Genomic DNA, 20,678 nt, shown 5'->3' with positions numbered 1-20,678 from the left:
GATGTTGCGCACCGGGAAAGAAGCCCTCCAACGCCGTAGTGCGAGTGCCGTAGAGGAGGTGGCGACCAGACTTCAAGCGCTCGGAGAGATGGATTACGACGCGCTACGAGTGGAATGGCGACGGCTCTATCGCATCCACCCGCCGAAGCGGGTGGCACGCGACCTGCTCCTGCTCGGGATTGCATGGAAGATCCAGGAGCGGGCCTTTGGTGGCCTCGGCGCGACAACGAAGCGTCGTCTCGCCGATCTGGCGAAGACCCTGGAACGGAACGGCGACGTCACGCGCAACCGGGTTGCCCGCCTAAAGCCCGGGGCGAAGCTGATACGCGAGTGGCATGGTGAGACTCATACCGTGATCGTTACTGAGGACGGGTTTGAATGGAGGGGCCGACACTGGCAGTCGCTGTCGGCGATCGCGCGCGCAATCACCGGCGGGCACTGGTCGGGACCGCGCTTCTTCGGGATCAACAATAGGGCCAGGCAACCGATCGGTTCGCGGGCCGAGGAGGCGGTCGATGCATAAGACCAAGAACCGCAAGACGACCGCCGGCAAGGTTTCGACCCGCTGCGCGATCTACACGCGCAAGTCCCATGAGGAGGGGCTGGAACAGGAGTTCAACTCCCTCGACGCCCAGCGCGAATCTTGCGAGGCCTATATCGCAAGCCAGAAGCACGAGGGCTGGACCTGTCTGCCCGAGATGTACGACGACGGCGGCATCTCGGGCGCTACCATGGAGCGACCGGCCCTGAAACGCCTGCTTGCCGATATCGAGACAGGCAAGGTCGATACGGTCGTCGTCTACAAGGTCGATCGGCTGACAAGATCCTTAAGCGATTTTGCGAAGATCGTCGAGGTATTCGACACACACGGCGTCTCCTTCGTCTCTGTGACGCAAGCCTTCAATACCACGACCTCAATGGGCCGGCTCACCCTCAACATGCTGCTCTCCTTCGCCCAGTTCGAACGCGAGGTCACCGGCGAGCGCATCCGCGACAAGATTGCTGCTTCCAAGAAGAAGGGCATGTGGATGGGTGGCCTGCCGCCGCTCGGCTACGACGTGAAGGACAGAAAGCTTGTCGTCAACGAAGCCGAAGCCGAGACCGTTCGCACCATCTACCGGCGCTATGTCGCGCTCGGTTCGGTCCCCGCCCTCAAGGAAGAACTCGACCGGGACGGCATCGCAAGCAAGGCCCGGTCTAACCGGTTCGGTCGCCAAACCGGTGGCAAGCCGCTCGCCCGCGGCGCGCTCTATCATATGCTGCAAAACCCTATCTATCTTGGGCGCATCGTCCACAAGGAGACGAGCTACCCCGGTGAACACAAAGCAATCATCGACGAAGCGCTGTTGAATAAGGTGCAGCAAAAGCTGGCAGCGAACCGCATCGACCGTGCAAACGGAGTCGACGCAGCGCAGCCGAGTCTCCTTGCCGGGTTGCTCTACGACGATGCCGGCGAACCCATGACCCCTAGCCATGCCAACAAGAAGGGAACGCGGTATCGCTACTATGTCTCGAAAGCACTCGTCCGGGGAAACCGGCGTCGCGCACCACGTGGCCGACGGGTACCGGCCGGCGACCTCGAAGAACTCGTCGAGGGGCGTCTCAGACAGTTCCTGGCAAGCGAGACGAAGGTCTTCGATGCGATCGCGGCGATGGTTGCCGACGTGAGCGAGCGTGCCGCCGTCGTTGCCCGCGTCACGAATCTTGCCGAACAGTGGCCCAAGATGAAACCGTCCGAGAGACGCCGTATCCTCACAGTCTTTGTCGACCGGATCGACCTCCTGCGCGAGACGCTGGAGATCCATATCATGCCCGGTCGGTTGATCACGATTCTAGGGGACCAGAACGATCCGCAGGACTGGACGCGACCGGAAACAAACGCCGCGCCGACCATTACCTTCACCGTCCCGGCCCGGATCAAGCGCACCGGCATGGAGACCAGACTCCTGATCGACGGCGATGACGGTAACGTGCGCCGCAAGCCTGACCGCAGCCTGTGCCGGGTACTCGCCCAAGCCCACCAGTATCATGGGATGCTCATGCGCAAGGGTGGCAAGACGATAGCGGAGCTTGCCGCCGAAGTCGGCATCACCGGCTCCTATTTCACCCGCATTCTGCGACTCAGCTTCCTCGCACCGGACGTCGTGAAGGCTATCCTCCACGACCGTCATCCGATCGAGTTGACCGCCAAGCGACTGGCAAACGAGGTGCGTCTACCCATCGCCTGGGAAGAGCAACGCACACGCCTCGGAATCGGCTGACGGACGCCGGAAATTGTCTCAGGATCCCCGCCCCTAGCCACCAACACGGCGCACTAGCCGGCCATGAAATCGGCAGCAATCCGGCCAAAATCACACCCCAACGCGAATTTGGCCGTACCACCAAAACCGGCGTAAGAGACTTATCCGATATCGGTGCCTCATTCGCCACACCAGACCAGTCTCAGGTGTTCATGACGGAATGGTGCATTGGGCGTAAGCCCCGGAAGTAGCGGGACAAGTTCAAACCCACGCTATATCCTGAAAAATACTTATATAACAATGACTTATGGCTGGCGGAGGGAGAGGGATTCGAACCCTCGATACGGTTACCCGCATACTGATTTAGCAAACCAGCGCCTTCAGCCACTCGGCCACCCCTCCGGAAAGGGCGGTTCTAACGGATGGCACCCGGAACTGTCAATCCAAGGGTCTGCCGCGCATCGCCAGTAACCCCTACAAAAGCCAAAGATTTCGCCACATTTCGGCAAGCGCCTTGCCTCACCACCGATTTCCGTTAACCTTTCCGAAAGGGGAGGATGAAATCCTCAGGGAAGACGAAGAAAAAAAACCGGCGTCGGCGGGTGTTTTCTGCCGCGAGGGAGTTCGGTGTATGAAAAAAGGCGTGGCGGGCCTGGCATTGGCGGCAGCCCTTCTATGGGCGGCCGAAGGGTTGGCGGAAGATGCTGGCGGCATGGATGCTGGTGGTATGGATGGCAACGTCGCCAGGGCGGCGTCCGTGCGCATGCTCCAATCCGAACTGATGGTCGCGGCGCTGGGCTGCCATGGGGACCTTCGCGCAACCCTGGTCGCCGACTACAATCACTTTGTCCGCCAGTTCTCACCGAACCTTATCCATAGTGCCAATACGCTGCGCGGGCATTTCCGCGAAACCTATGGTGCCACGCACCGCGTCCGCTTTGATTCGTTCCTGACGCATCTTGCCAACCTGGCCTCCCTGAACAGCATCCGCGAAGCGACCTATTGCGAGGATCGCGCCCGCTTGGCAAAAGCGGCCCTCAACCTTAAAGAAACCGATCTCGCAAGTTTCACCATCGCCACCTATACAAAAAGTCTGGCCGAACTTTCTGGAGACACCCCCACCCCCCGCGACCAGCGTCTCGCCGCGCGGCTTGCCGCACGGGAAAAAGGGCACAAGGCCTTCAACGCGTCCAAATAAGCGCGCCCGAATAATTTCTCTGAATAATTTTTAAGGAAGAACGATCTCGACCCGGCGGTTGCGGGGTTCGCGCACATTGTCCGGGGTCGCCACCAGCAGATCGTCTTCGCCCTTGCCAAAGGTGGCAATGATGTCCGCCGGAACCCCCTTGCCAACCAGGAAGCGTTGGACCGCTGCCGCCCTTCGTTCGGAAAGGCTCTGATTGTAGCGACGCGTGCCCGAGCGATCAGCATGGCCGGTCAGTTGAATGATCGCAAGCGTCCCGTGCCGGGCAACGGCTGCCGCCTCGGTCAGGATTTCCACCGCGTCCTGACGGATGACGGCCCGATCCCAGTCGAAGAAAACAAGGAAGGTCTTCTTCGTCACCGCTTTCTTATCAGGTGCCGTAGCCACAGCTGCCACAGGTGCCGCTGCTGCCACAGGTGCCGCTGCTGCCACAGGTGCCGTAGACGCACGCGTTGCAGATGGAGCCGGACGAGACGCCGGTTCGGCTGCCTTGGCAAAGGCTCGCTTCGCCTTCGCCTTCGCGCCGAAATGCCAGGTCAGGCCAAACAGGACCGAATGATCGGCCACCTCTGTTTCGACATTCGCCGCCGCCGCTGTCACGAATTCGGGGTTCACCGTCGTCAGGTAACGGTAATCGAGATTGATGGACAGGCGGTCTGAAAGGACGTGGCTGACGCCAAAAATCGCCTGATAGGCAAAGACACTGTCATCAGTATCCAGAAGCGCGCCACCCCCTTCGGCAACCCCGTTAAACGACACATTCGCGATGCCAAGCCCCGCGCCCGCGTAGAGATCAATTGACCGATCCGGGGAAAGGGCGACAGAATAAAAATCGTAGAGGACGTTTGCCGTGAAACTGCGGATGGAGCGATCGCCGGAAACCATCCCCGGCCCGCCGGCAAGCCCGTCAACATCGTTCTCTCGATAGAGGAATTCGCCCTCCACACGGATCGGCCCGAAACCGTGGCCAAGGGCCACCCCCGCCACATAGCCGCTGGAAAATTCGCTTTGGCGCGCAAAGGTCGTGCCCAGGATGCCGTCGATGTCCTGATCGCCGGCAAAATTGCCGCCGCCCTGAAGGCGCAGATACCACGCATCCTCTGCGTTGGCTGGAAGCGCCACCGCCATCAGCAGCAGGAAAAGCAGTCCCGTTTTAAGGCCTGAAAACTTCAACGGCGTCGCCCCTGACATTGCAAATACGAAAAACACTGGATTTTACGGGGAAAAAGCGCCGAAAGTCGAGCTTTCGTGCCCCCAAGCGGGTATTCCCTATTTGCCGAGCTCTTCCTTTAAAAGCTGATTGACCAGCTTCGGGTTCGCCTTGCCTGCCGTCGCCTTCATCACCTGACCGACGAAATAGCCGAACAGTTTCTCCTTGCCGGCCTTGTATTGGGCAACCTTGTCCGCGTTCGCGGCGATGATTTCGGTGATGACCTCGCGGATGGCGCCCGGTTCCGTCACTTGGCGCAGCCCCTTCGCCTCGACGATGGCGGCGGCCGGCTTGCCGGTTTCCAGCATGTCGGCAAAAACGTCCTTGGCAATACGCCCGGAAATCGTCTCGTCTTCGATGAGGCCGACCAGGCCGCCAAGCGCTTCTGGGGAAACAGGTGAATTCGCAATGTTCACGCCAAGCTTGTTCAACGCGCCGAACAGCTCGCTGATGACCCAGTTTGCCGTCAGCTTCTTGTTTCGGTCCTTTGCCGCCAGTTCGTAATAGGCAGCATTTTCCTTTTCAAAAACCAGAATGCCTGCGTCATAGGGCGAAAGCCCGTATTCGGAAATAAACCGCTGCTTCTTTTCATCGGGAAGTTCGGGAAGCGCCTTGCGGAGTTCCTCAACATAGGCTTCTTCGAGTTGCAGCGGCAGCAAATCCGGATCCGGGAAATAACGATAGTCATGCGCTTCTTCCTTCGAGCGCATTGGCCGCGTTTCGCCTTTTGTCGAATCGAACAGCCGCGTCTGCTGAGCAACCTTGCCGCCGGATTCCAGCAGATCGACCTGCCGGCGGGCTTCATAGTCAACGGCCTGCATGGCAAAGCGGATGGAGTTTACGTTTTTAATTTCGCAGCGCGTGCCATAGGCCTCGCCGGGGCGGCGCACGGAAATGTTTACATCGCAACGCATCGACCCTTCTTCCATGTTGCCGTCGCAGGTGCCGAGATAACGCAGAATCGAACGCAGCTTGCGAAGATAGGCGCCGACTTCTTCCGCGCTGCGCATGTCCGGTTCGGAAACAATTTCCATCAAGGCAATGCCGGAACGGTTGAGGTCGATATAGGTCTGTTTCGGGTGCTGGTCGTGCAGGCTTTTCCCTGCATCCTGTTCAAGATGCAGGCGGGTGATGCCGATAGACCGCGAACGGCCATCGGCAAGATCGATCAACAATTCGCCCTTGCCGATGATCGGATGCGTCCATTGGGTGATCTGATAGCCTTGGGGAAGGTCCGGATAAAAATAATTTTTGCGATCAAAAACCGAGAAGTAATTGACCTCTGCCTTCAGGCCAAGCCCCGTACGAACCGCCTGGCGGATGCAAACCTCGTTGATGACGGGCAGCATGCCCGGCATCGCTGCATCGACAAGAGACACTTGCGTGTTTGGCTCGGCACCAAAAGTCGTCGATGCCCCGGAAAAGAGTTTTGAATGCGAGACGGCCTGGGCGTGCACCTCACACCCAATCACAATTTCCCATAGGCCCGTTGCCCCTTCGATCAAATTAGCGCCCTCGACAGGGTTCGCGCCTTCAACCGGCTTTGTCTCTTCGGCAAGGCTCATGATGCCCTCCGGGGTGGTGGGGCAAAGGCCGGCGCCGCCGCTTCCAGCACCGCCGCTGTACGCAGAAGCGTGGCCTCGTCAAAGGCCCGGCCAATCAATTGCAGCCCCTGGGGCAGCCCGTCCGAGTCCAGCCCGGCTGGCACCGAAATTCCGGGAAGGCCGGCCATGCTTGCCGGTACGGTAAAGATATCGTTTTGGTACATCGCAACCGGGTCGTCTTCTTTTTCCCCAATCGGAAAGGCCGGCGTCGGCGTCGTCGGCGTCAAAAGAACGTCCACTTTTTCAAAGGCGGCGTTGAAATCACGTGCGATAAGCGTGCGCACTTTCTGCGCCTTTAGATAATGGGCGTCGTAATAGCCCGCCGAAAGCACATAGGTGCCAATTAGAATGCGACGCCGCGCTTCCTGACCAAAGCCTGCGGCGCGTGTCTTTTTATACATGTCGTCAAGGTCTTTGCCTTCAACCCGCAGGCCATAGCGAACGCCGTCATAGCGCGCAAGGTTCGACGACGCTTCCGCCGGGGCGACGATGTAATAAGCAGGAAGCGCGTATTTCGTATGCGGCAGGCTGACATCGACAATCTCGGCGCCGGCATCCTTCAGCCACGCCTTGCCCTTTTCCCAAAGCTCGACAATTTCCCGGGACGTACCTTCCAGCTCATATTCCTTCGGAATGCCGATTTTAAGGCCGCGCACACCCACCTCCAACGCCGCCTCATAATCCGGAACCGGAAGTTCGGCAGAGGTCGAATCCTTGGCGTCAAAACCCGCCATCGCCCCCAGCAGAATGGCCGCATCGCGAACGCTGCGAGTCATCGGCCCCGCCTGGTCCAACGAGGACGCAAAGGCGACAACCCCCCAACGCGAGCAACGCCCATAGGTCGGCTTCATCCCGACAATGCCGCAGAAGGCAGCTGGCTGACGGATAGAGCCGCCCGTGTCCGTACCGATCGCGCCCAGGCAAAGCCCGGCGGCGACGGCAGCGGCGGAACCGCCCGACGACCCGCCGGGAACAAGCGGGCGGTCGTCCCCTTGCCGATGCCAGGGGTTTTCAACCGGACCGGCATAGCTCGTTGTGTTCGAGGAACCCATTGCGAATTCATCGAGATTTGTTTTTCCCAACAGGACGGCACCGGCCTCCCACAGATTTTTGGTCACGGTCGATTCATAAGGCGGCACAAAGCCGTCAAGGATATGCGACGCGGCCGTCGTCAAGACACCTTCCGTACAAAAAAGATCTTTCACCGCCAACGGCACGCCTTCCAGGGCGCATGTCGAGCCCTTCGCCAGACGTATGTCCGCCGCCTCGGCCGCCGCCAGGGCCAGTTCCGGCGTTTCCGTGATAAAGGCATTCAACCCGCGCGTCGCCGCCATCGCCCCAAGATGGGCCTCGGTCAGCTCCTTGGCGCTGAAATCTTTTTTTCTCAGGCCATCGCGGGCCTCAGCAAGGGTAAGCCGGGTTAATTCCGCCATGGGTCGCCTATTCGATAACCTTTGGAACGTTGAAAAAATTCGCACTGTGCCGGGGTGCGTTTGCCAGAACCTTGGCCTGCAAATCGCCGTCTGTCACCACGTCTGCCCGACGGCGAAGCGCCATTGCGGCAACGGATGTCATCGGATCAACATTTTCCGTATCAACTTCCTTGAGCTGTTCGACAAAATCGAGGATTTTAGAAAGCTCGGTGGCCAACGCCGACAATTCGTCTTCGCCCACATGAATATGCGCAAGCGAGGCAATGTTTGCCACGGTAGCCTTGTCCAGCGACATGGGGGTAAAATCTCCGGGTTAAGAAAGTCGGAACGCTTTGATAACCGGGGCGTCCGGAAGAATATGAGCGGAAGGTATCACCCGCTATGGCGGTCTGCAACCCTGCGGAACTTCAACAATCCATGGCTTCGGGCACGCGCCTGATCGGCCTTGACGTCGGAAAAAAAACGATTGGAATGGCGTTTTCCGACCCCTTGTTTGGAATCGCCACCCCTTTCGAGACGCTGCGGCGGACAAAATTTCGTCCCGACATGGAAAAACTAAAAGTGATTTTCCGCGATCACGAAATCGGCGGCATCGTTGTCGGCCTGCCTATAAATATGGATGGCACGGAAGGCCCGCGCTGCCAATCAATGCGCGCATTTGCGGAAAACCTGCTCGGTAAAATCGACCTTCCGCTCGCTTTTTGGGACGAACGCCTGTCAACCGCCGCCGTGACGCGCACCCTTCTTGATGCCGATCTTTCCCGCAAACGCCGTGGCGAAGTTGTCGATAAACTGGCCGCTGCTTATATTCTACAAGGACTGCTTGATTTTCTTTCCATGTCGAACGAAAGCAACGCCACATGACGGGCCCCCTTGAAAACATCCGTGTCATCGATTTTACGCGCGTCCTTGCCGGCCCCTTTTGCACGCAGCTACTCGGCGATCTGGGCGCCGATATTATCAAGATCGAACGACCCAACATCGGCGACGACACGCGCAAATGGGGGCCGCCTTACCTGGAAGACGCGCAAGGGAACGAAACGAACGAAAGCGCCTATTATCTGAGTGCCAACCGGAACAAACGCTCGATCACGATTGACCTGGCACGCCCCGAAGGCCAGGCGCTTGCAAAACGGCTGATCGCAAAAGGCGACATTGTGGTCGAGAATTTCAAGGTCGGAACGTTGAAAAAATACGGCCTTGCCTATGACCAGATAAAGGCCTCCGCGCCGGCCCTCGTCTATTGCTCTATCACCGGCTTTGGCCAGACAGGGCCTTACGCCCCCCGGGCGGGCTATGATTACCTTGCCCAGGCAATGGGCGGCCTGATGAGCATCACCGGCGAACCGACCAGTGCGCCCGTCAAAGTTGGCATCGGCATCGCCGACATTATGGCCGGCATGTACGCAGCAAACGCCATTCTTGCCGCCCTTCATCGCCGCGACGTAACGGGCGAAGGCCAATATATCGACATCGGGCTTCTGGATTCACAGGTCGCCTGGCTGACTTACGAGGGACAAAATTATCTAAGCGGCGGCAAGGTGCCCAAGCGGCTTGGCAACGCACATCCCAACATTGTGCCCTATCAGACCTTCGAAGCGGCGGATGGCTATTTCGTGCTTGCCGTTGGCAACGATCGCCAGTTTCACAAATTCTGCAACGTCGCAGGTTGCCCACAGCTTGCCAGCGACCCACGTTTTACGACAAACACGCAACGGATCGCCAACCGAAAAGAGCTCGCGGCACTTCTAAGCGACATTCTTATTCAGAAGCCGATCAAATACTGGACAGAGGCCCTGGAAAAACAGGGCGTCCCCTCCGGCCCGGTCAACAACATCCGGGAAGTGTTCGAAGATCCCCAGATCCGCCACCGCGACATGAAGATCCAGATGCCAAGCCCCACCCAGGATGGCAAGCAGATCGACATGATCGGCAACCCGATCAAGCTGTCGCAAACGCCCGTTTCTTACCGGCACAGCCCGCCGGTTCTGGGCCAACACACCGACGAAGTTCTTGGTGAACTCCTTGAAATGTCGGCCTTGGAACTGAAGGATTTGCGGGAAAAAGATATCATCTAAGGCATCAACGCCTAGGCTCTCTTGCGAAAGCCGGGGGCAACAGCCTATAGTGCCGCTTCGATGGCAAAGTTTCCCGCCAATACCCCCTTTCCCCACCCACACCTTCTGGGCATAGAAGGTCTTTTGGCGGACGATATTTCCCGCCTCCTCGACCTTTCCGAATCCTACGTCGAACAGAACCGTCAGGCGAACAAGAAGCGCTCTCTTTTGCAAGGGCGCACGGTCATCAATCTGTTCTTTGAAAACTCGACCCGCACACGCACGTCTTTCGAACTGGCCTGCAAACGCCTGGGCGCGGATGCCATCAACATGTCCGTCGCAACAAGCGCGGTCAAAAAAGGCGAAACGCTCCTTGATACCGCCATGACGCTAAATGCGATGCACCCGGACGTTCTGGTTGTGCGCCATCCCCATAGCGGCGCCGTGAAACTGCTTTCCGAGAAAGTCACCTGCGCGGTCATCAATGCCGGCGATGGCAGTCACGAACACCCGACCCAGGCTCTTCTCGACGCCTTGACCATCCGGCGACGCAAAAAACGCCTTCAGGGGCTTCGCGTTGCCATCTGCGGCGACATCCTGCACAGCCGGGTGGCGCGATCGAACATCCACCTGTTGAACACGATGGGCGCAAATGTGCGCGTCGTCGCCCCGGAGACCCTGCTGCCAACCGGCATCGAACGCATGGGCGTCGAACGCTTCCATGACATGGCCCAAGGCCTTGAAGGTTGCGACATCGTTATGATGCTGCGCCTGCAACGCGAACGGATGAACGGAAGTTTCATCCCTTCCACCAGGGAATATTTCCATTTCTTCGGTCTTGATGCCGCAAAGCTTGCCAACGCCAAACCGGATGCCTTGATCCTGCATCCGGGGCCGATGAACCGGGGCGTTGAAATCGACAGCGAAGTTGCCGACGACATCGGACGCAGTGCCATTCACGAACAGGTGGAAATGGGCGTCGCCGTGCGCATGGCCTGTCTCGATATGCTTGTCGGCACGACCGAAAATGACAGAAAGGCCGCGTCATGACGGCAGACGGCAAGCGGACAGCCGCAGACGGCAAGCGGACAGCCGCAAACGGCAAGCGGACAGCCTATGTCAACGCCCGCCTGCTGGACCCGGCGAGCGGACGCGATTGCCTGGGCGCGCTGTTGACGGAGGGGACGCAGATCCTCGACCTCGGCCCGGACCTTTTCGCAGACGGCGTACCGGAAGGCATCGAACAGGTGGACTGCAACGGACATTGTCTTGCACCCGGCCTGGTCGACGCTCGCGTTCAGCTTCGCGAACCCGGCTGCGAACATGAAGAAACGATCGCCACTGCCAGCCTGGCCGCAGCCGCTGGCGGCGTAACAACAATGTTGTGCCTGCCAAACACCCAGCCCGTCATCGACGACGTCGCCCTCGTCGAACTGGTGAAACGCCGCGCCCAGGAAGCAAACCTCGTCAACATCTACCCTTACGCGGCCATTACGAAGGGGCTTGCCGGCGAGCAGATTGCGGAAATGGGATTGCTGGCCGAAGCCGGCGCAATCGCATTTACCGACGGCACCGTCGCCGTTCGCAACCCCATGACGTTCCGGCGCGCGCTCAGCTACGCGCGCAGCTTTGATCTTCTTCTTGTTCAGCACCCCGAAGATCCGGACCTGGCAAAAGAAGGCGCGATGAATGAAGGGGAATTGGCCACCCGCCTCGGCCTTCCAGGCATTCCCACCGTCGCCGAGACAATCCTTGTGGAGCGCGACCTTTCCCTGTTGGCCAATACCGGCGGACGCCTCCACATCGCACATCTTTCGACGGCGGACGCCGTCGCCGCTGTGCGCCGGGCAAAGGCCCGGGGCCTTGCCGTCACATGCGAAACCGCGCCCCCCTATTTTGCGTTAAACGAAACCGCCGTCGGCGATTACCGAACCTTTTCCAAGATTTCTCCACCACTTCGCAGCGAAGACGACCGGCTGGCGATCCTTGACGGCTTGCGCGACGGCACGATCGATGCCATCGCAAGCGACCACGCGCCCCACGATCAGGACAGCAAACGCCGGCCCTTCGTTCAGGCAGAGAACGGCATCGTCGGCCTTGAAACGCTGCTGCCATTGACTCTGGAACTTTTTCACAATGGCACCCTGCCGCTACTGCGTGCCCTGGAGGCACTCACTTGCGCCCCGGCACGCATTTTCCGTCTGAACGCCGGCATCCTTGCCAAGGGCGCGCCCGCCGACCTCGTCCTCTTCGATCTGGAAAAGCCCGGCAAGATCGACGTCGAAAGTTTCCAGAGCAAGTCCAAAAATTCGCCTTTCGACGGGCGCCCCATACAGGGCGCCGTGCTTCAAACGGTCGCCGCCGGACGAACCGTCTTCGTTCGCAAAAATTAGGATGGCGGCCTTGCTGGAAATTTCTACGAATACGTTTTTGATAACACTTGCAGTTGGTTACCTGCTTGGCTCAATCCCTTTTGGACTGTTGCTTACCCGTTTTACCGGCCGGGGTGATATCCAGAAAATCGGCTCCGGCAATATCGGCGCGACAAATGTCCTGCGCAGCGGATCGAAACTGCTGGCCTTTCTCACCCTTCTGCTTGATGGCGCAAAGGGGGCGCTGGCCATTGCCATCGGACAGGCCATCGACCCTGCAGCGGGCGTCATCGGCGGTGGCGCTGCTATTCTCGGCCATCTGTTTCCGGTCTGGCTCCGTTTCCATGGCGGCAAGGGCGTCTCAACAACCCTGGGCGTCCTCTTGATGCTTTCCCCAATGGTCGGGGTTCTCGCCTGTGCGGTCTGGCTGCTGATTGCCTTTCTTTTCCGTTATTCCTCGCTGGCGGCGCTTGTCGCCATTGGAACCGCGCCGATTTCCAGCTTCATTTTCGAAGACCTGCAATTAGCCGTCTTTGCAATTGTGGCCGCCGCTTTCGTCTTTCTGCACCACCATGAAAACATCTATCGGCTGATCCGTGGCATCGAACCGAAAATCGGTGCCGCTTCACATTCGGATTCGTAAAAATGCAAGCACAACAAAAAAGCCTCTCCGACACCGCGCGTCTCGACTGGCTGCGACTTATTCGAAGCGAAAACATTGGCCCAATCACCTTTTTTAAACTGCTTGAGGCCTATGGCACGGCAGCGGCGGCGCTGGAAGCGGTGCCAAAGCTTGCCCTCCATGGCGGACGGCGCAAGCCAATCGCCATTTGCCCAAAGGCGGCGGCGCAACGCGAGATGGACGCCCATGAAAAGCTGGGAATGCGCCTCGTTGCCTTTGGCGAACCGGACTATCCGCCCAATCTCGCACAGATTTATGATCCGCCACCGGTCCTAAGCCTTCGCGGGCATCCGCATCTTTTCGAAAAACCCGCCGTAGCAATCGTCGGCGCACGGAACGCGTCGGCGAATGGGCGGCGATTTGCAGAAAAGATGGCGGCGGAACTTGGGAAAAAGGGCTTTCTGATCGTCTCGGGCCTTGCACGCGGCATCGATACCGCCGCCCATGCAGGTGGCCTTGCCATGGGAACCGCCGCCGTACAGGCAGGCGGCGTTGATATCATCTACCCCCAGGAAAACACGAAGCTTTACGAGCGCATCGCCGAAGAAGGCGTCCTGCTTTCCGAACAACCCCTCGGCACGCCCCCCCAGGCCCGACATTTCCCAAGGCGAAACCGTCTGGTTTCCGGCCTTTCGCTTGGGGTTCTCGTCATCGAAGCGGCGCTCAAATCCGGTTCCCTGATTACGGCGCGGATGGCCTTGGAGCAGGGCCGCGAGGTTTTTGCGGTGCCGGGCTCGCCGCTGGACCCGCGCGCCCATGGCGTCAACCATCTCATCCGCGAAGGTGCCGTGCTCACGGAAAATGCCGAAGACGTCATCGCGGCCCTTGAAGGCCGCCTTCGCAGGCCCCTGGAAGAGCGGAAACCCCAGCCTCTCCGGGCCCCCGCCGCATCACCACCAGACGAGCTTGAAATCGCCCAATCCCGCGAAGAAGTGCTGGAAATGCTTGGGCCCTCACCAGTAATGGTTGACGAAATCCTTCGGCAATGCCAAATGTCTCTCCCCATTCTATCGACGGTTCTTCTCGAACTAGAGCTTGCAGGCCGCCTCGAACGTCATCCCGGAAATCAGGTGTCATTGCTCTCTCTATAGCGGGAAGCTTGGGTTTTTTTCGTTTTCTCAGCTCTGGTTGATGTTTGATGAGACTTGTTGTCGTTGAATCGCCCGCCAAGGCGAAGACCATTAACAAATATCTCGGCGCGGACTATCAGGTCATCGCCAGCTATGGCCATGTGCGCGATCTGATCAACAAGGCAGGCTCGGTCCTCCCCGGGGAAGACTTCGCCATGCGCTGGGCCGTCGATGACAAATCCGAAAAACGCATCGCCGATATCGTCAAGGCCGCCAAGAACGTCGATCACCTGTATCTTGCAACGGATCCGGATCGCGAAGGCGAGGCCATCGCGTGGCACATCCTGGAAGTTCTCAAAGAACGCAACGCCCTTAAAAAAACCACGGTGCATCGCGTCGCCTTTCACGAAATCACGAAATCGGCCGTGCTGGAAGCGATGCAGCACCCGCGCGAACTGGACCACAAACTCGTCGATTCCTACCTGGCCCGGCGCGCGCTCGATTACCTGGTCGGCTTTACGCTATCCCCGGTGCTTTGGCGAAAGCTGCCCGGAAGCCGTTCGGCGGGCCGCGTGCAATCCGTGGCGCTGCGTTTAATCTGCGAGCGGGAAGCGGAAATCGAAATCTTCAAGCCCCGGGAATACTGGACGATCGAAGCCACGTTCGAAACGGCGGCAGGTGAAAAACTGTCGGCGAAACTGACGCAGCTAAGCGGCAACAAGCTCGAAAAATTTAGTCTCCAGACGGAAGCCGAAGCAAAGGCGGCTCTGGAACGCCTGCAACCGTACGATTTCGCTGTCGCGAACATCGGGCGCAAGCGGGTCCACCGGCACCCCCCGCCCCCCTTCACGACATCGACGTTGCAACAGGAAGCTTCCCGCAAGCTCGGCTTTACCACCCGGCATACGATGAGCGTCGCGCAGCGGCTTTATGAAGGCGTGAACATCGCCGGCGAGACGGTCGGTCTAATCACCTATATGCGTACCGACAGCGTCCAGATCGGAAAAGAAGCCCTCGCCGCCAGCCGTGACGCCATCGCCAGCGACTATGGCCAAAGCTATCTGCCAAGCGCCCCACGCGTCCACAAAAGCAAAGCGAAGAACGCGCAAGAGGCCCATGAAGCAATCCGACCGACGGCCTTCCGGCAACGGCCTGAAAGCGTTGCAAAATTTCTCGATTCGGATCAGGCAAAACTCTACGGACTTATCTGGAAGCGCACGATGGCCAGCCAAATGGAAAGCGCGCTGTTTGACCAGGTGGCCATCGACATTGCGACCCCCGATGAAAAGGATGTCTTTCGTGCCACCGGCTCCGTCGTCGCCTTCGATGGGTTCCTGAAGCTTTACCAGGAAGGCCGCGACGAACCGGGTGAGGAAGAAGACGGCGTCCGTCTTCCAAAGGTGGAACTGAAAGACCCACTCCCGAAAAAGACCATCCTGCCGGAGCAGCATTTTACCCAACCGCCGCCGCGCTATTCAGAAGCCAGCCTCGTCAAACGGCTTGAAGAACTGGGCATTGGCCGACCCTCGACTTACGCGTCGATTATTTCGGTCCTTCAGGACCGCGATTACGTCCTCCTCGACAAGAAGCGGTTTGTTCCCGAAGATCGCGGCAGATTGGTGACTACGTTTCTCGAAAGTTTTTTCGAACGCTACGTTCAATATAACTTCACAGCCGACCTCGAGGATCAGCTCGACAGCGTTTCCAGCGGTCAAACCAATTGGAAACAGCTCCTGCATGATTTCTGGACACATTTCGAAAAAGCCATTGCCGAGACGAAGAACCTGACAATCACCAATGTCCTCGACGCGCTGGACGAAGCGCTTGGTCCCCATTTTTTCCCGGAAACCGACACCGGCACGAATCCGCGCCGCTGCCCATCCTGCGGCGATGGGCGGCTCGGCTTGAAGCTTGGAAAATTCGGTGCCTTCGTTGGCTGTTCGGGCTATCCGGAATGTGCCTATACGCGCCAGCTTGCCGATGTCGTGCAAGGCAAGGACGCGGTCATATTGGATGGCCCGCTTGAATTGGGCAAAGACCCGAAATCCGGCGACAGCGTCACCCTGCGCAAGGGGCCCTACGGGCTTTACCTGCAATTGGGGGAAGCCCGGGAAAAGGGCGACAAACCGAAACGGGTTTCCCTGCCACCGGACCGTTCCCCCGCCGACATCGACCTCGAATTCGCGCTTAAATTGCTGTATCTGCCCCGGGAAATCGGCAAGCACCCGGAAACCGGCGAACCGATTCTGGCCGGGCTCGGGCGCTATGGCCCCTATCTCCAGCATGAAAAGAAATACCGCTCCCTGCCAAGCGTCGAGGACGTGCTGACAATCGGCCTGAACCGGGCCGTCGATTTGCTGGCAACGGCGCCTGCCCGACAACAGGCGGCAGCGGCGCTGCGCACCCTTGGCGACCACCCGGAAGATGCCAAGCCGGTCACCGTCCACAAGGGACGCTACGGGCCTTATGTAAAACATGGCAAAATAAATGCCACCATTCCAAAGGACCACAATCTCGAAACGCTGACCCTGGAACAAGCCTTGCCGCTGCTGGCGGCGCGTGCGGAACGCATGAAGAAAAAAGGCCCGGCGAAGAAAAAAACCGCAAAAAAGAAAGCCGCGAAGAAAAAAACCGCGAAGAAAAAAACCGCAAAAAAGAAAGCCGCGAAGAAAAAAACGCCAAGCAACACCCCGGCCTCTTCCACCTGAATGGGGGAAGACAAAATGTCCGCCAAAACCAGCTCTCCCACCCACTTCCCCGACAAAGAAGAAATTCTGGAATTCATCCGGGAAAGCTCCTCGCCGGTCGGCAAACGGGAGATTGGCCGCGCCTTTCAGCTTTCCGGAAACGCCGGCATCAAACTAAAGGCCGTCCTCAAAGAGATGATGGCGGAAGGCCAGATCACGCGTGGGGCTAACCGGCATTTCATCGTGTCGGATGGGCTTCCCGCCGTCGCCGTTCTCGAAATTACCGGCACGGATTCCGATGGCGAGGTGCTGGCGCGTCCCCTCTCCTGGAAAGAGGATGAGCCACCGCCGCCAGTCTATGTGGCGATGGAACGGCGGGGGCGCGCGGCCCTTTGGCCCGGCGAACGCATCCTCGCGCGCGTCCGCCAAACGACGGACGGCAGCTATACGGCGCACATCATTCGCCGCATTGGTGCCGCGCCCGACCGCATTCTCGGTGTTCTGGAGAAGGAAACCCGTGGCGCGCGCGCGGGGTACCGCCTGAACCCGACGGATCGCCGCCACAAACATGCCTATGTCATCCGCCAGCGCGACATGAACGGCGCGCACGATGGCGACCTTGTCCTCGCCGAAGTGCTCCACAGCGGCCACCGGGTCCGCGATGCCCGCGTTGTCGAAGCCTTCGGCCCCTTGCGGGCACCCAAGGCCATCAGCCGGATCGCCATTCAAAGCCACGACATCCCGACGGAATTTCCAACGGAAGCACTTGCTCTTGCCGAACGCGCCGGCCCGGCCAAAGAAAAAAACCGGACCGACCTTCGCGCGATTCCGCTGGTGACAATCGATGGCGCCGACGCGCGCGATTTCGACGACGCCATCTGGGCGGAAGCGGATCCGGAAAAGCCTGGCTATTGGCACCTGCTTGTCGCCATTGCCGACGTTGCCCATTACGTCCGCGAGGACGATGCGCTGGATCGCACCGCTTTTGAACGCGGCAACTCGGTCTACTTTCCAGACCAGGTGGTGCCGATGTTGCCCGAACCGCTTTCAAACGGATGGTGCTCGTTAAAGCCCGAGGAAGACCGCTCCTGCCTTGCCGTTCACATGTGGATTGATGGCGACGGCCAGTTGCTTCGCCATGAATTCCAGCGCGGCCTGATGCGTTCCGCCGCCAGGCTGACCTACGAACAGGTCCAGCGCGCCGAGGACGGCTTCTCCGACGCAACCACAGAACCACTTCTCGAAAACGTTCTGCGACCGCTTTACGGGGCCTATCGTGCCCTCAAAAAGGCGCGTGCCGCCCGCGGCACGATCGAGTTTGACATGCCGGAACGGAAATTGACCCTCGACGAGGCCGGCAACCCCGCCACCATCGAGACGGTCTTGCGTTTCGACAGCCATCGCCTGATTGAGGAATTTATGATTCTGGCGAACGTCGCCGCCGCCGAAACCCTGGAAAAACACCGCACACCTTGCATGTATCGCGTCCACGACGCCCCGCAGCCGGGCAAACTGGAACCGCTTCGGGAATTTCTTTCCTCCCTCGACATTCGCCTGGCGAAGGGACAGGTGCTGCGCCCGCAGCATTTCAATCGCATCCTTCAGCAAGCCGCCGGCACACCCCATGCGGCAATCGTCAATCTGGCCGTCTTGCGCAGCCAGTCCAAGGCGGAATATCTGCCCAAAAATCATGGCCATTTCGGGTTGGCATTATCGCGTTATTGCCATTTCACATCCCCCATACGCCGCTATGCCGATCTGATCGTTCACCGCGCGCTGATCCGCGCGCTTCGTTTTGGCACAGATGGGTTGGGGACGAAGGTGGAAAGCCGACTGGCAGAAATCGGCGAGCATATTTCCCTGACCGAGCGCCGGGCGTCAACGGCCGAACGCGATGCGCTGGACCGTTATGCGACGCGCTTTCTTGAGGAACGCGTCGGCGCCGAATTTTCAGGCCAGCTGAATGGCGTCACGCGGTTTGGGCTTTTCGTAACCCTGGACGATACCGGCGCCGACGGGTTCATTCCGGCGCGCACGCTGGGTTGGGAACGTTTCACCCATGACGAGGTCCATCACTGCCTTACCGGCGAACAAAGCGGCCTTACCTTCCGTTTGGGCGACCGTATCCGGGTAAAACTGGTAGAAGCAAATGTGGTGACGGGAAACCTTCTTTTCGCCCTCATCGAAGGCGGTACGCCCGGAAAAACCGGAAACACCCCTGGCGGCAACCGGCGGCGAAAGCGCCGCTCCCAGAAAAAGACCACGCAGACCCGCCGAAAACGCTAACATTCTCCCATGCGCAGACCCATGGGAACACGATGGCAGGGCCTTCTTTCGGCGTTTCTGGCCGCTCTCTTTCTTTCGGCCTGCGCAGGCAACCCCAGGCTTGCCGATGCCCAACCCCCGGAAGAAACCAGGGTCGTCTTTGCCGTGGGCTATGATGCCATTTCAGAAAAATACATCAAACCGAAGACGGCGCGCGCGCTTGCAATCGAAGGGCTCGAAGGGCTTTCAGACGCCGACCCGACATTGGCGGTCGAAGAACATGGCGGCCTGCTCTGGCTTGTTCAAAACGGTCGCCTGCTTCGCGTTGGCGTTACCCCACGCCCCAAGAACCTGGATGCGTGGGCAGAATTAAGCGCGGATTTTCTCGCCATCTCCCTGGCAAACCGATCCCCCGAAGCAAAAGCGGATGCGGCGGCTTTCACGACGGCGATGTTCAACCGCGTGCTGGGCTCGTTGGACTCGCACTCTCGCTACGCCAATGGGCAAACCACCACCCGTCACCGTGAAAAACGCAGAGGCTATAGCGGCGTCGGCTTGCACATACAGCAATTAGAGAAATCGTTCATCGTCACGAAAGTCATGCCCAAAAGCCCTGCCGAAAAAGCCGGCATTCAGGTTTCGGATAAAATCCTGAAAATTGGCGGCACCCCGGCGGCCATGATCAAATTGGAAGATTTTCCGAACCGGCTGCGCGGCACCGTCCACAGCAGGCTTTCGCTTGTTCTCAAACGCCGTAACGTTGCCAAACCCATCAAGGTCATCTTGAACCGCCAGCAGATATTTGCCACCACCGTCCATTACGAACGCCGAAAAACCATCGCCTATTTTCGCCTCAGCAGCTTCAACCGCAACACAGCACGAAGCCTTGCCCGCCATCTGGCCTGGATCGAAACCGAACTGGACGCCCCCTTTCAAGGCATCGTTCTCGACCTTCGCGACAATCCCGGTGGGCTCATGAACCAGGCCATCACCGTTGCCGACCTTTTTCTAAGATCGGGGCGAATCGTTTCCACGCGCGGTCGGCATCCAAACAGCAGCCAAACCTACAACGCCGGCGCAAGCGATATCGGCACCGCGCTACCGATCGTTATCCTTCTAAACGGCAAAAGCGCCTCGTCTGCCGAGATCGTCGCAGCGGCCCTTCACGATCAGGGCCGCGCCCTTGTCGTGGGCAGCCGGTCCTACGGAAAGGGCAGCGTGCAGACGATCCTGCCCCTTCCCAACGGCGCTGAAATCACCCTGACCTGGTCGCGTCTCTACACCCCAAACGGCAAATCCTTAGCCGCCGGTGTCGAACCGGATATCTGCACGGTTGGGCTTTCGAAAGCCGGCACAAATCCGCAGGCGATTTTAACGTCCCTCGCAAATACCCGAAAAGCCGGTCTCTGCCCGGCGCTTAAGGCGAAGAACGACCTCGATTTCCCCCTCGCCGAGAAACTTCTGAAAACCCCCGGGCTCTACGCAAGCCTGTTCAGGAAACCGCCCGAGGAAATTGCCCACAAAGAAACCTCGGACTAGCGCCCGGATCCTCCAGACCATCCCGAACCACACGACGGGGGCCAGTTCGGCAGGAAGCTGGCTTTCGCCTTGACAGGGGCCATGGAAAGGCTAAGTTTGCGATCAAAATACGGGCTGAGAGCGCGCAAGGAATTCCTTTGGTATGGCAAAATCAAACACTATTTTAATCAAGTTGGTCAGCACTGCCGAGACCGGCTACTACTACCTGCGGAAGAAAAATCCGCGGCAGCTGACGGAGAAGATCGAGCTCAAAAAGTACGATCCCGTCATCCGCAAGCACGTTATTTTCAAGGAAACGAAGCTGAAATAAGCGGC

The 20,678-nt window shown here is 59.0% G+C and carries 17 protein-coding genes and 1 tRNA gene; 13 read left to right on the top strand and 5 right to left on the bottom strand.

The window, feature by feature from the left end; all coding sequences use genetic code 11:
- The first annotated feature begins 1 nt into the window (after position 1).
- A complete protein-coding gene (locus COA65_01210) occupies positions 2-523 on the top strand; it encodes a hypothetical protein (protein PCJ61600.1) in 522 nt (173 codons plus the stop codon).
- Complete coding sequence (locus COA65_01205) at positions 516-2,261, top strand: recombinase family protein (protein PCJ61599.1); 1,746 nt, start codon at positions 516-518, stop codon at positions 2,259-2,261. The genes COA65_01210 and COA65_01205 overlap by 8 nt, the downstream gene beginning before the upstream one ends.
- 291 nt (positions 2,262-2,552) lie before the next feature.
- Here the strand turns inward: COA65_01205 and COA65_01200 are convergent.
- Positions 2,553-2,642, bottom strand: a tRNA-Ser gene (locus COA65_01200).
- Between the two features lie 229 nt (positions 2,643-2,871).
- On the opposite strand from COA65_01200, the gene COA65_01195 reads away from it, so the two are divergent.
- Entirely contained in the window at positions 2,872-3,438 is a 567-nt protein-coding gene (locus tag COA65_01195; GenBank protein PCJ61598.1) for a hypothetical protein, read from the top strand.
- A gap of 30 nt (positions 3,439-3,468) precedes the next feature.
- On the opposite strand, the gene COA65_01190 is transcribed toward COA65_01195, so the two are convergent.
- The 4 genes from COA65_01190 to COA65_01175 form a co-directional block, all read right to left on the bottom strand.
- Positions 3,469-4,635, bottom strand: a complete 1,167-nt coding sequence (locus COA65_01190; GenBank protein PCJ61597.1) for a hypothetical protein — start codon at positions 4,633-4,635, stop codon at positions 3,469-3,471.
- 78 nt (positions 4,636-4,713) lie between these two features.
- A complete protein-coding gene (locus COA65_01185; GenBank protein PCJ61596.1) occupies positions 4,714-6,219 on the bottom strand; it encodes an Asp-tRNA(Asn)/Glu-tRNA(Gln) amidotransferase GatCAB subunit B in 1,506 nt (501 codons plus the stop codon).
- On the bottom strand, positions 6,216-7,691 hold the full coding sequence (locus COA65_01180) for an Asp-tRNA(Asn)/Glu-tRNA(Gln) amidotransferase GatCAB subunit A (GenBank protein ID PCJ61595.1): 1,476 nt from the start codon (positions 7,689-7,691) through the stop codon (positions 6,216-6,218). Before COA65_01180 ends, COA65_01185 begins: the two co-directional genes overlap by 4 nt.
- Positions 7,692-7,698: 7 nt before the next feature.
- Positions 7,699-7,986, bottom strand: a complete 288-nt coding sequence (locus tag COA65_01175; GenBank protein ID PCJ61594.1) for an Asp-tRNA(Asn)/Glu-tRNA(Gln) amidotransferase GatCAB subunit C — start codon at positions 7,984-7,986, stop codon at positions 7,699-7,701.
- 86 nt (positions 7,987-8,072) lie between these two features.
- Between COA65_01175 and COA65_01170 the strand changes: the two genes are divergently transcribed.
- The 10 genes from COA65_01170 to rpmG all read left to right on the top strand — a co-directional run bounded on the left by COA65_01170 (position 8,073) and on the right by rpmG (position 20,673).
- Positions 8,073-8,555, top strand: coding sequence for a Holliday junction resolvase RuvX (locus COA65_01170; protein ID PCJ61593.1), 483 nt, complete (start codon positions 8,073-8,075; stop codon positions 8,553-8,555).
- The gene (locus tag COA65_01165) at positions 8,552-9,769 is read left to right on the top strand and encodes a CoA transferase (GenBank protein PCJ61592.1); all 1,218 of its coding nucleotides are present in this window, start codon (positions 8,552-8,554) and stop codon (positions 9,767-9,769) included. The genes COA65_01170 and COA65_01165 overlap by 4 nt, the downstream gene beginning before the upstream one ends.
- A gap of 60 nt (positions 9,770-9,829) precedes the next feature.
- Entirely contained in the window at positions 9,830-10,798 is a 969-nt protein-coding gene (pyrB, locus tag COA65_01160; GenBank protein PCJ61591.1) for an aspartate carbamoyltransferase catalytic subunit, read from the top strand.
- A complete protein-coding gene (locus COA65_01155; protein ID PCJ61590.1) occupies positions 10,795-12,141 on the top strand; it encodes a dihydroorotase in 1,347 nt (448 codons plus the stop codon). The genes pyrB and COA65_01155 overlap by 4 nt, the downstream gene beginning before the upstream one ends.
- A 1-nt stretch (position 12,142) precedes the next feature.
- Positions 12,143-12,763, top strand: coding sequence for an acyl-phosphate glycerol 3-phosphate acyltransferase (plsY, locus tag COA65_01150; protein PCJ61589.1), 621 nt, complete (start codon positions 12,143-12,145; stop codon positions 12,761-12,763).
- A gap of 2 nt (positions 12,764-12,765) precedes the next feature.
- On the top strand, positions 12,766-13,893 hold the full coding sequence (dprA, locus tag COA65_01145) for a DNA-protecting protein DprA (protein ID PCJ61588.1): 1,128 nt from the start codon (positions 12,766-12,768) through the stop codon (positions 13,891-13,893).
- Positions 13,894-13,940: 47 nt separating this feature from the next.
- Positions 13,941-16,580: a DNA topoisomerase I gene (locus tag COA65_01140; GenBank protein ID PCJ61587.1), complete on the top strand. Its 2,640-nt coding sequence runs from the start codon at positions 13,941-13,943 to the stop codon at positions 16,578-16,580.
- Positions 16,581-18,845, top strand: coding sequence for a ribonuclease R (gene rnr / locus COA65_01135; protein ID PCJ61586.1), 2,265 nt, complete (start codon positions 16,581-16,583; stop codon positions 18,843-18,845).
- A 9-nt stretch (positions 18,846-18,854) separates the two neighbouring features.
- Positions 18,855-20,363, top strand: a complete 1,509-nt coding sequence (locus tag COA65_01130; GenBank protein ID PCJ61585.1) for a hypothetical protein — start codon at positions 18,855-18,857, stop codon at positions 20,361-20,363.
- Between the two features lie 142 nt (positions 20,364-20,505).
- Positions 20,506-20,673: a 50S ribosomal protein L33 gene (rpmG, locus tag COA65_01125; protein ID PCJ61584.1), complete on the top strand. Its 168-nt coding sequence runs from the start codon at positions 20,506-20,508 to the stop codon at positions 20,671-20,673.
- The last annotated feature ends 5 nt before the right edge of the window (positions 20,674-20,678 follow it).

The sequence above is a fragment of the Rhodospirillaceae bacterium genome (assembly GCA_002746255.1).
GTDB lineage: Bacteria > Pseudomonadota > Alphaproteobacteria.
Note: the sequence above shows the minus strand (reverse complement) of the source record. Positions and strands in the feature narration are given on the sequence as shown.

Bases quoted from the DNA above. Each gene is read 5' to 3' on its own strand.
- COA65_01210 (PCJ61600.1), top strand. From the start codon at position 2: ATGTTGCGCACCGGGAAAGAAGCCCTCCAACGCCGTAGTGCGAGTGCC.
- COA65_01205 (PCJ61599.1), top strand. From the start codon at position 516: ATGCATAAGACCAAGAACCGCAAGACGACCGCCGGCAAGGTTTCGACC.
- COA65_01195 (PCJ61598.1), top strand. From the start codon at position 2,872: ATGAAAAAAGGCGTGGCGGGCCTGGCATTGGCGGCAGCCCTTCTATGG.
- COA65_01190 (PCJ61597.1), bottom strand. From the start codon at position 4,635: ATGTCAGGGGCGACGCCGTTGAAGTTTTCAGGCCTTAAAACGGGACTG.
- COA65_01185 (PCJ61596.1), bottom strand. From the start codon at position 6,219: ATGAGCCTTGCCGAAGAGACAAAGCCGGTTGAAGGCGCGAACCCTGTC.
- COA65_01180 (PCJ61595.1), bottom strand. From the start codon at position 7,691: ATGGCGGAATTAACCCGGCTTACCCTTGCTGAGGCCCGCGATGGCCTG.
- COA65_01175 (PCJ61594.1), bottom strand. From the start codon at position 7,986: ATGTCGCTGGACAAGGCTACCGTGGCAAACATTGCCTCGCTTGCGCAT.
- COA65_01170 (PCJ61593.1), top strand. From the start codon at position 8,073: ATGGCGGTCTGCAACCCTGCGGAACTTCAACAATCCATGGCTTCGGGC.
- COA65_01165 (PCJ61592.1), top strand. From the start codon at position 8,552: ATGACGGGCCCCCTTGAAAACATCCGTGTCATCGATTTTACGCGCGTC.
- pyrB (PCJ61591.1), top strand. From the start codon at position 9,830: ATGGCAAAGTTTCCCGCCAATACCCCCTTTCCCCACCCACACCTTCTG.
- COA65_01155 (PCJ61590.1), top strand. From the start codon at position 10,795: ATGACGGCAGACGGCAAGCGGACAGCCGCAGACGGCAAGCGGACAGCC.
- plsY (PCJ61589.1), top strand. From the start codon at position 12,143: ATGGCGGCCTTGCTGGAAATTTCTACGAATACGTTTTTGATAACACTT.
- dprA (PCJ61588.1), top strand. From the start codon at position 12,766: ATGCAAGCACAACAAAAAAGCCTCTCCGACACCGCGCGTCTCGACTGG.
- COA65_01140 (PCJ61587.1), top strand. From the start codon at position 13,941: ATGAGACTTGTTGTCGTTGAATCGCCCGCCAAGGCGAAGACCATTAAC.
- rnr (PCJ61586.1), top strand. From the start codon at position 16,581: ATGGGGGAAGACAAAATGTCCGCCAAAACCAGCTCTCCCACCCACTTC.
- COA65_01130 (PCJ61585.1), top strand. From the start codon at position 18,855: ATGCGCAGACCCATGGGAACACGATGGCAGGGCCTTCTTTCGGCGTTT.
- rpmG (PCJ61584.1), top strand. From the start codon at position 20,506: ATGGCAAAATCAAACACTATTTTAATCAAGTTGGTCAGCACTGCCGAG.